This is a genomic window from Moorena sp. SIO2C4 (assembly GCF_010672485.1).
Classification (GTDB): Bacteria; Cyanobacteriota; Cyanobacteriia; order Cyanobacteriales; family Coleofasciculaceae; genus Moorena; species Moorena producens.
In genome coordinates this window covers 1-8,092 of sequence record NZ_JAAHGN010000248.1, presented here as the reverse complement: position 1 = coordinate 8,092, position 8,092 = coordinate 1, and the positions used below count along the sequence as shown (strand labels likewise).

At 43.8% G+C, this 8,092-nt stretch carries 5 protein-coding genes; 2 read left to right on the top strand and 3 right to left on the bottom strand.

From position 1 onward, the window contains the following. Positions 1-33: 33 nt before the first annotated feature. Together F6K20_RS14945 and F6K20_RS14940 are read right to left on the bottom strand one after the other, a co-directional pair. Positions 34-3,237 (bottom strand): aminotransferase class I/II-fold pyridoxal phosphate-dependent enzyme, encoded by a 3,204-nt coding sequence (locus F6K20_RS14945; protein ID WP_287295150.1) that lies wholly within the window; start codon positions 3,235-3,237, stop codon positions 34-36. Positions 3,238-3,401: 164 nt separating this feature from the next. Continuing rightward, a complete protein-coding gene (locus F6K20_RS14940; protein ID WP_287247814.1) occupies positions 3,402-5,054 on the bottom strand; it encodes a Ppx/GppA phosphatase family protein in 1,653 nt (550 codons plus the stop codon). Positions 5,055-5,228: 174 nt separating this feature from the next. On the opposite strand from F6K20_RS14940, the gene F6K20_RS14935 reads away from it, so the two are divergent. Beyond that, positions 5,229-6,110 carry a 4-hydroxybenzoate solanesyltransferase gene (locus F6K20_RS14935; RefSeq protein WP_287295148.1) on the top strand — a complete coding sequence of 294 codons (882 nt, stop codon included), beginning with the start codon at positions 5,229-5,231 and terminating at the stop codon, positions 6,108-6,110. A gap of 113 nt (positions 6,111-6,223) precedes the next feature. On the opposite strand, the gene F6K20_RS14930 is transcribed toward F6K20_RS14935, so the two are convergent. Then, positions 6,224-6,364, bottom strand: coding sequence for a hypothetical protein (locus F6K20_RS14930; protein ID WP_287247810.1), 141 nt, complete (start codon positions 6,362-6,364; stop codon positions 6,224-6,226). Positions 6,365-6,887: 523 nt separating this feature from the next. On the opposite strand from F6K20_RS14930, the gene F6K20_RS14925 reads away from it, so the two are divergent. Next, the gene (locus F6K20_RS14925; protein WP_287295146.1) at positions 6,888-7,277 is read left to right on the top strand and encodes a hypothetical protein; all 390 of its coding nucleotides are present in this window, start codon (positions 6,888-6,890) and stop codon (positions 7,275-7,277) included. The last annotated feature ends 815 nt before the right edge of the window (positions 7,278-8,092 follow it).

Here is an 8,092-nt window from a genome sequence, read left to right as displayed (position 1 = left end):
AATCCCAGCTCCTTTGGAGCCGCTACGCGAACGTTATAATCTTTGATTTAACGATGGGAGGATGTCAAAAGCGGCCTCTTGACCGTAGGAAATTTCTACATGGTGTCCATCAGGATCCCTTAGATAGGCTGCGTAACCAGTTGGAGGACCATAATCCTTAGGTCCGTCGAGTAAACAACCCTCTTTGCGAGCAAGTTTGCAGAGCTGATCCACTTGTTCGCAACTGACACAAGCAATACCAATATGACTTGGGGGCAAGATCGGCTTGGCCTCTTCTTCCTCAAGTAGAGCTAGGGCAAAGGGTCTAATGTTATCGGACATCCAAACTGTCCCTGGTTCTACCCGCAAGCGCACCACTGACATCTGACCATACTTAGCGTAGAAAGCAATACTGGCATTAAGGTTCGTAACAGCTATAGCTAAATGAGTGAAGGCTGTTGTTTTAGTCATTGCAGATCCTGTAGTTTTATTGAGACTGTCTAAAGCATCTTGAGTAAACACGGGCAATCCAAAGTCAGGTCGATAACCCTGAATGACATCAGGAGCAAGCTGCTTCATTAGAAAGACTATCGCCCCAGTTACAACTTGACCAGGAACTAAAATCGGGCAACCCGGTGGGGTAGGAATAATGAATGTAGATGAAACCAGTTCTCGCCCAGACGCCATTATCTCATCTATTTCATTGTCTAGCTTGAGGTATTCTATTTTTTCTTCGTCCAAACCCAGGAAGTAGGCGCTCCGCAGGTCCCCTTGCCCAGTTGCCGGGTGAGAACGGAAGCCGGAGTAAAACTCGCTGAAATGAGGCAAAGAAGGCAAATTCAGTGTTAGCTGTTGCAGCTTGTTTTCAAATAATTTGATTTCCACTTGATTGTATTGGCGCAATTCCTGCTCCAACCCCTCAGCAATTTTCTGCAGGCAATCAAGCAAATATGTTACCGAACCCCAGGTTGTCCCGATATTAGTCATTAATAAAACCGTATTGAGGGAAACCTTGTTAACCTGAATATTAAACTGTTCCATCAGTACAGAATTTTGGAAAGTATAGCCATCGATGCCTGTCTTGCCAATGTACAAAGTCAGCCGCGTGGGGTCGAGAACAAATTCATCATCCTCCCAGGCTTGCTCGATACACTGGAACTCTACTTCTGGATCTTCCTGAGTTTGGTAACTTTTCAGACCTGATGGGCGATAGGTTTCCGGAATCAACTCTTCAGGAGTAAGTATCTTGAAGTATTTTCCTAGCAATGGATGAGTGTTAACCTTCTCCCGCACTATCATTGCCATATCAATCTGGGAATGAACCAATTTGAAGCCTTCCAAATCAACTTGTCGCCGCGCTAAATCCAGAGAAGCCAGAATTTGGTAATTGGGGGAGGTGGTGGTGTGGGTCATGTAAGCCTCTAGAAAATCAATTTCCGACCTACGGTTGAACTCCTCGTCCCAGATGTGAATCATGGATGATTGACGCATGCCAGACAGAGATTTATGTGTTGATTGGGTTGAGTACACCCGAATCTTGACTTGATCTGGATCGGGTAAGAGGTGCTGGTTCAGCCAGGTGTCATCATCCTCTGGGTCAAGCCGATCAAATTGTTCCTTAAAGGCTGCATACTCCTTTCGGTATTGGGGACTGTGATAGCGAGTATGAAGGTCAGTGGCAGCTTGCATTGCTGTACGTTCTCGATAGGTTGAGGTGCAACCAGCAAAGGCAAACCAGGCTTCGTCCCAGAGGAAAACCAGATCTGGCTTGATTGCCAGTATTTCTTCCATGACTCCCTTAACGTTGTAAACAATGCCATCAAAGGTACAGTTTGTGAGTAACAGCATCTTCACCTGCTCCAATTGCCCCTCCCGCTTGAACTTGAGCAATTGTTGCTTGATTTCCTTTAAAGGCACAGCACCATAGATACTATATTCTTTGAGGGAATAGGCATTGAGGTAAAGGGGTTGAGCACCTACTAAGACGATGCCGTAATGGTGAGATTTGTGGCAATTCTGGTCAACCAAGACAATATCACCTGGGCTTACAATTGCTTGCAAAACAATTTTATTGGCAGTTGAAGTCCCATTAGTCACGAAAAAAGTTTGCCTAGAACCAAAGCTTTTCGCTGCTAAATTTTGAGCCTCCTTTAGGGGACCAGTAGGATGTAGTAATGAGTCTAATCCTCCACTGGTTGCTGAAGTTTCTGCTAAAAATAGATTTTGACCGTAGAACTCTCCCATATCCTGAATCCAATCAGACTTAAAGATGGAATTTCCCCGGGAAATGGGCATGGCATGAAATACCCCTGTGGGTTCTTTGCTGTAATTTCTTAAGGCATCGAAGAAAGGGGTTTCGTAACGTTTTTCGATGCCTTGAATAATACTTAAGTGTACTTCAAGATAGTCTTCCTGATTGTAGAAAACGCGGCGGAAATTCTGATTCGTATCAGCATCCACATCAACCACGGATACATCGCTCAACAAGTATAAATCCAACTCTGGACGTAACTTATGTATAATCGCACCTAAAGTAAGACCTCTCGGTTGGTAATATTCCCCAGCTAATTCAGCTTGTTCTAACCCACTCATGTATGTTTCGAGCAGTGACAAACAGTTGTTTGAACGCAGGGGAAAGTCGTAGCCGATAACACAGCATTGAATGCTGTGATTCAACATCAAAGCTGTTAGGGCATCCTCAAAGTTAGAAATGACGATGAGCTGATAAATAAAATTGTCTGTTTTCGAGGCTATTTCTGCCAGTTTTTGGCGTAATTCTTTTTCTTTTTCCGGTGTCATGTCGTCTTCGACAAATAAGACGGTAAAATCGAGTTGATTAGAGTTTTGATTGTACTTATCGACCGATATAATTTGCTGTCCATCTTTCTGTTCGCTTGCAAAAATCTGATCCATGTATGCTTGGGCATACAGTTCAGCACGGCTAGACATCAAACGTATAATTTGAGTCACTTCCCAGGAAAGTCGGGAATATTCCTGGCGCTCAAAGTGCTGCTGCAATCGTCGAAATGCATTTATCCCTGGAAATTTCCAGTAGAGTTCGATGGGTTCGAGAATTTTGAACCCAGCTGCAATTTTTTCCTTTAAGGTGGAGATATCCTGGCCACAGGCGTGAAGAGATTGCAAGCGGTCTGTTGACAATTTCAGTTGGTTCCAGATGTCAACACGCATTGGTAAGGTATTTTTATAGGTGCTGATATACAAGCAATCAAGAATGCGAGTACATGAGTTTTTGGACACAGTTATATTGGATTTAGTTATTACGTCTGTTATTATATATCAATTGGTATTATAGCGTTGTAAGCATTCAGCTATCACCCAAAGGCCAAGGCCAAGGCTGATAGCTGAATGCTTACCCTATTGATAATGTATTGATAATGTCTCAATGGCTGAGAGCTAATAGCTTAATAATGCTGACTACTCTTGGATGCTAACCTCGCAACCACTTTAACTCCAAATTCCTCTTCAAATACCGATTTTTTATAATCCAAATTCCACAGTTCCAAAGCACAATCATCATTGGTCAAAGCGGGAACTAGATCTAGATAAAGTGCCTTATCATCGGAGCGATAATCCGACTTAACATGCCGAATTGCTCCAATATGTCTACGGTCTAAAGCAACAGCTAACCGTAACAAAGCACTGAGCTGACTCACCAACAGCCGATGCTCTTGATTGGCCAGATTGTTGTAATTCTCATGCTTTTTCTTGGGAGGACTCTTGCGATGGTAACGAGCCAGATTAGCAATGATTTCAATTTCTGGCTCCAGAAAGCCCAACAGTTCAGCATTGCGAATTAAGTAATAAGAATGCTTGTGGTGGGACGAATGACTAATATACACGCCACAGTTGTGTAAAACTGCTGCTGCCCAAAGTAATTCCCGTGCCTGTGTTCCCCAATTGTGGAGTTTTCCTTGGGTTTGGTCAAATAAGCTCAGGGCAAAGTTAGCCACCCGCTGACTATAATCCAGGTTGACCTGATATTTCCCAGCCACTGCGATTACACTCCTTTCCCTGACCTCATCTTGGTAGCGTAGCCGGTCTTCAATCAATCCATGGGTAAGCATCCAGTCAACGATTAAGCCTTCCCGGAGTGATCGTCCACAAATTATGATCGACTCCATTCCCAGAAGCTTCATGGCTTCTAATAAAATGATTGTGCCAGCAACAATAATTTCTGAACGCCTCTCGGACATCTCTGGCAGGGTTGAGCGTTCAGCCAAACTCATAGCAGCTAAGCGCTTGAGCATTTTTTCCAAATCTTGACGAGTCAGCTCATAACCCGTTAGGGGATTAGGTAACATACCCAGATGTTCATAGGCGTGCATCTTGGCTAGGGTCTCAATAGTGCCAGATGTCCCCACTAAACGAGGCTGTTCACTGAGTTTCAAGTTACCCTGGATGTCGTCAACAGCTCGCTCTAACATTCCCCTGATATAGGCTTGCAAATAGAGAAACTCACTTTGGCTGATGGGGTCTGTAGTTACAAACTCCTTTGTAAGACGAACGGCTCCTATTTTTGTGCTACTTAGGGAACGGGGGTTGTGACTATCCCCGAGGATCAATTCCGTTGAACCACCGCCAATATCAATAATGATATGGGGCTGGTTGTTGAATTCCATAGCCGACAACACACCTAGGTAGATGCGTCGTGCTTCCTCCTGACCAGAAATTAGGTTGACCAATAAACCCAATTCTGTATATACCTGCTGTAAAAAAGCCTGGCCATTCCGAGCTTCCCGCACAGCACTGGTTGCTACAGCAACGATGTTTTCAGCATTGAGGCTGGCTGCCAGTTCCTTGCAGCGTTGTAGAGTTGCGATCGCTCTGTTCATGGCTTCGGGGGTCAACTCACCGGTCCGGGGGTTGCAATTTCCTAACCTGACCGTGTCCTTTTCTTTACCAATAATCGTGAATGCCGGGAGTTTAGGGTCAATTCGCACTACCACCATGTGAATGGAATTGGTACCAATATCGATGGCAGCAATAATGCGCTCTTGCTCTTTGTCAGGAGTGGAAACATGTAGGAAAATGTCTTGGGTCAGTGAGTTAACCATATTGATGTATCCTGCTTACAGATATCAACCCGAAACCTATCAATAACGATATCTTTAAGGAGATTAACAAAAAATAGGCACTATCTCCTATTTTTAAATTCCTCTGATTCGAGGAAACAATCCGGAAAATTACCGACAAACAAAATTACCAACAAACGAGTCACCATTCCTGCTATGCTTACCCAGCCAAAACCCAATCCCATACCCACCTGGCTAGCCATTATGCGACTGTTGCGATGGGACAAGCCAACTGGACGATTGATTTTAATGGTGCCAGCACTGTGGGCAGTTTTTTTAGCAGCCCAAGGGAAACCACCGATTCCCCTGGTTGCTGTGATTGTTCTTGGAACTTTAGCCACCAGTGCTGCTGGCTGTGTAATTAATGACGTTTGGGATCACAATATTGATTCCCAAGTGGCGCGAACTCGCTCACGCCCTTTGGCATCCAAAGCCCTATCGGTCAAAGTTGGTGTAGTAGTTGCCTTAGTTGCTATGGTCTGCGCTGGGGTGATTGCTCTGTATCTTAATGCTTTCACCTTTGGGCTTTGCGTGGCCGCTGTACCAGTAATTGTGTTTTACCCATCTGCCAAGCGAGTGTTTCCTGTACCGCAACTGGTTATGGCCATTGCTTGGGGTTTTGCTGTACTGATTAGTTGGAGTGCCATTACTACTACTCTAGAACCAGCTACCTGGTTACTCTGGGGAGCAACGGTACTGTGGGCATTGGGATTTGACACAGTCTATGCCATGCCAGACCGGGAGGATGACCAGAGGATTGGGGTGCGCTCTAGTGCCTTGTTTTTCGGTAAGTATGCTGCTGATGCCGTAGGTGTGTTCTTTGCTGGTACTGCTAGCTTGCTTGCTGGCCTGGGAGTTGTGATGGATCTTCAACTGGGCTTTTGGTTAGCGCTAGTGATAGCGACAGTAGTCTGGATTTGGCACTATACTAGACTACGAAAGCCCAATCATCCCACATCTGTCTATGGAGAGATTTTTCGTGAAAATGTCTGGATTGGCTTTGTGCTACTGGCCGGGATGATTATTGGTAGTCATTAGGGACTTGCATCTAAAAAAAATACCAATTAAAGTAGGGTGTGCGAAGTAATATCAAAAAAGTTGCTAGTTATTCCGTGAGCATTCAGCAGTCAGCGGTCAGCCGTCAGCTTATTTTATTCAAAAGCTGAAAGGTAAGCATTCAGCCGTTGGCCTTGGCCGTTGGCCACGCTACGCGAATGGCTGATAGCTGATACGCGACACGCTGATAGCTGATAGCTTACGTTATCCTGATAACTTTTAGCTTTTGATACCAATAATCGAAAATTGAGTATCTAGGAATACTACTATTTGGTGTGTGGAAGGGATTTTGAGGTAATTTTTGATAATTACTCACTGATAACTAGCAACTGAGATAATCTAATCTAGACCTACCCTACAAGCTAAAAACTGGTATTGTGTTTCTTGGCTAGTCTTTTATTCCTTTGGAAATTGCTAACAGTTAATTGTTGATTATCTGTTTTGTCTGGGAGCATGTCAGTTTTGTTAATCCCTGATTCAGAACCCCCTAAATCCCCCTTAGTAAGGGGGACTTTTGAATCTCAATCTCCCTTAGTAAGGGTAAATTTTGAATCTAATTCCCCCCTTGTTAAGGGGGGTTAGGGGGGATCTATATACATAATTACAAAGGTGACATGTACAAAGGTGACATGGTTCCGTTTTGCATGTTCCCTGCAAGCCTTTTGCCTAATGTTTCTTTCAGAGAAAAGATGGGAAACCTAATAGTGTGCAATTGTTAAAATAGTCCGAATGGGCTAATTTTTGTAGAGGTTAAAAAGCATGAACATCAAACCATACCAGCTATCAATTATCAGTGCCTGTTTGTTTGCTCTCGTCAGCCCAACGGTGGGTTATGCCCAAGAAACTGAAACTATTTCTCAAGAGGCTGAGACTATTCCTAAAAAACCATTGACTATCCCTGAAGAAGCTGAGACATTGCTCCAAAACCCTGAGTTTGGCTATACACCTGATTTTGTCAGTTTTTACATGGAGCAATGTGTTGGGAGTAAGGGCCCAGAGGCTCAGGCATTTTGTCAGTGTACTATTGATAAAATTCAAGAAAAATTCTCTTATCAAGAGTTTCTAACTATTGGTCTCGAAATTACTGGTGGTCAGGAACCTCCTGAAGATTTCAATAAAGTGATTAAGTCCTGTGAAGCTCAGAATTAGTGATTAGGTAAGCTGTCAGCTTATGCGCTACGCGCACTGCGCTATGGGCAGGGTTGAGGAGGAAACCGTTAAAAATAAAACAGCTAAGCATTCTAATAATGCTGAGTTACGTCTCCTGATCAGCTTTTACCCAGACTTTCAATTCTCATTAATCTCTAACTATTAAATTTGACCGTTGGCCCTAGGCCAACGGCTGAATGCTTACGTTATTACTCACAATAAAATCGGCAATTTTTGATTATTAATTGCCATTGTTATTATGCCACCACCCCCAGGGTTGTTTCATTTTGGTCGGTTCAGCGAATCGAACAATAAAGAATGAAACAGCCCTGGGTTTATTTTGGGGGTAATCCATTGGCTCCGTTGAGTATACAGTTGACAATCCAGTAGGGGGTTGATGGGAAATTTGAGCAATACCATGTCACCCCTATGCTTGTCAGCTCTATTTTACTGAGGTGTCTCTCGTAGTAATACTTTCAGGAGTTTTATGCATCAGTATCAAAAATATTTTATTATATCATAGTATCAGCTCAGAAAAAGTACCCTTAAGGGTACTGCCAAGCTAAGGTTAGATTTGATATTCTATAAAAGGTCTTGATTGAAATTTATTACCGCCAAAGTTAAAACCTATGGTTTCTAAATACTAGAATCCTTGTGTTTTTCAAGTTCCGATCAAGTTGCGAGCATCTCAAAGTTCCAGAAGCGATGCAGCGTGGTCTTGGGGAGGCAGCGCGGTCTTGGGAAGGCAGCGCGGTCTTGGGGGTTTCCCCCATGATAGACTGCCGTGGTTCACCCCATGAGCAACTGCCGTGGTC

Excerpts from the sequence above, each read along its gene's own strand:
- F6K20_RS14940 (WP_287247814.1), bottom strand. The coding sequence starts at position 5,054 with ATGGTTAACTCACTGACCCAAGACATTTTCCTACATGTTTCCACTCCT.
- F6K20_RS14935 (WP_287295148.1), top strand. The coding sequence starts at position 5,229 with ATGCTTACCCAGCCAAAACCCAATCCCATACCCACCTGGCTAGCCATT.
- F6K20_RS14925 (WP_287295146.1), top strand. The coding sequence starts at position 6,888 with ATGAACATCAAACCATACCAGCTATCAATTATCAGTGCCTGTTTGTTT.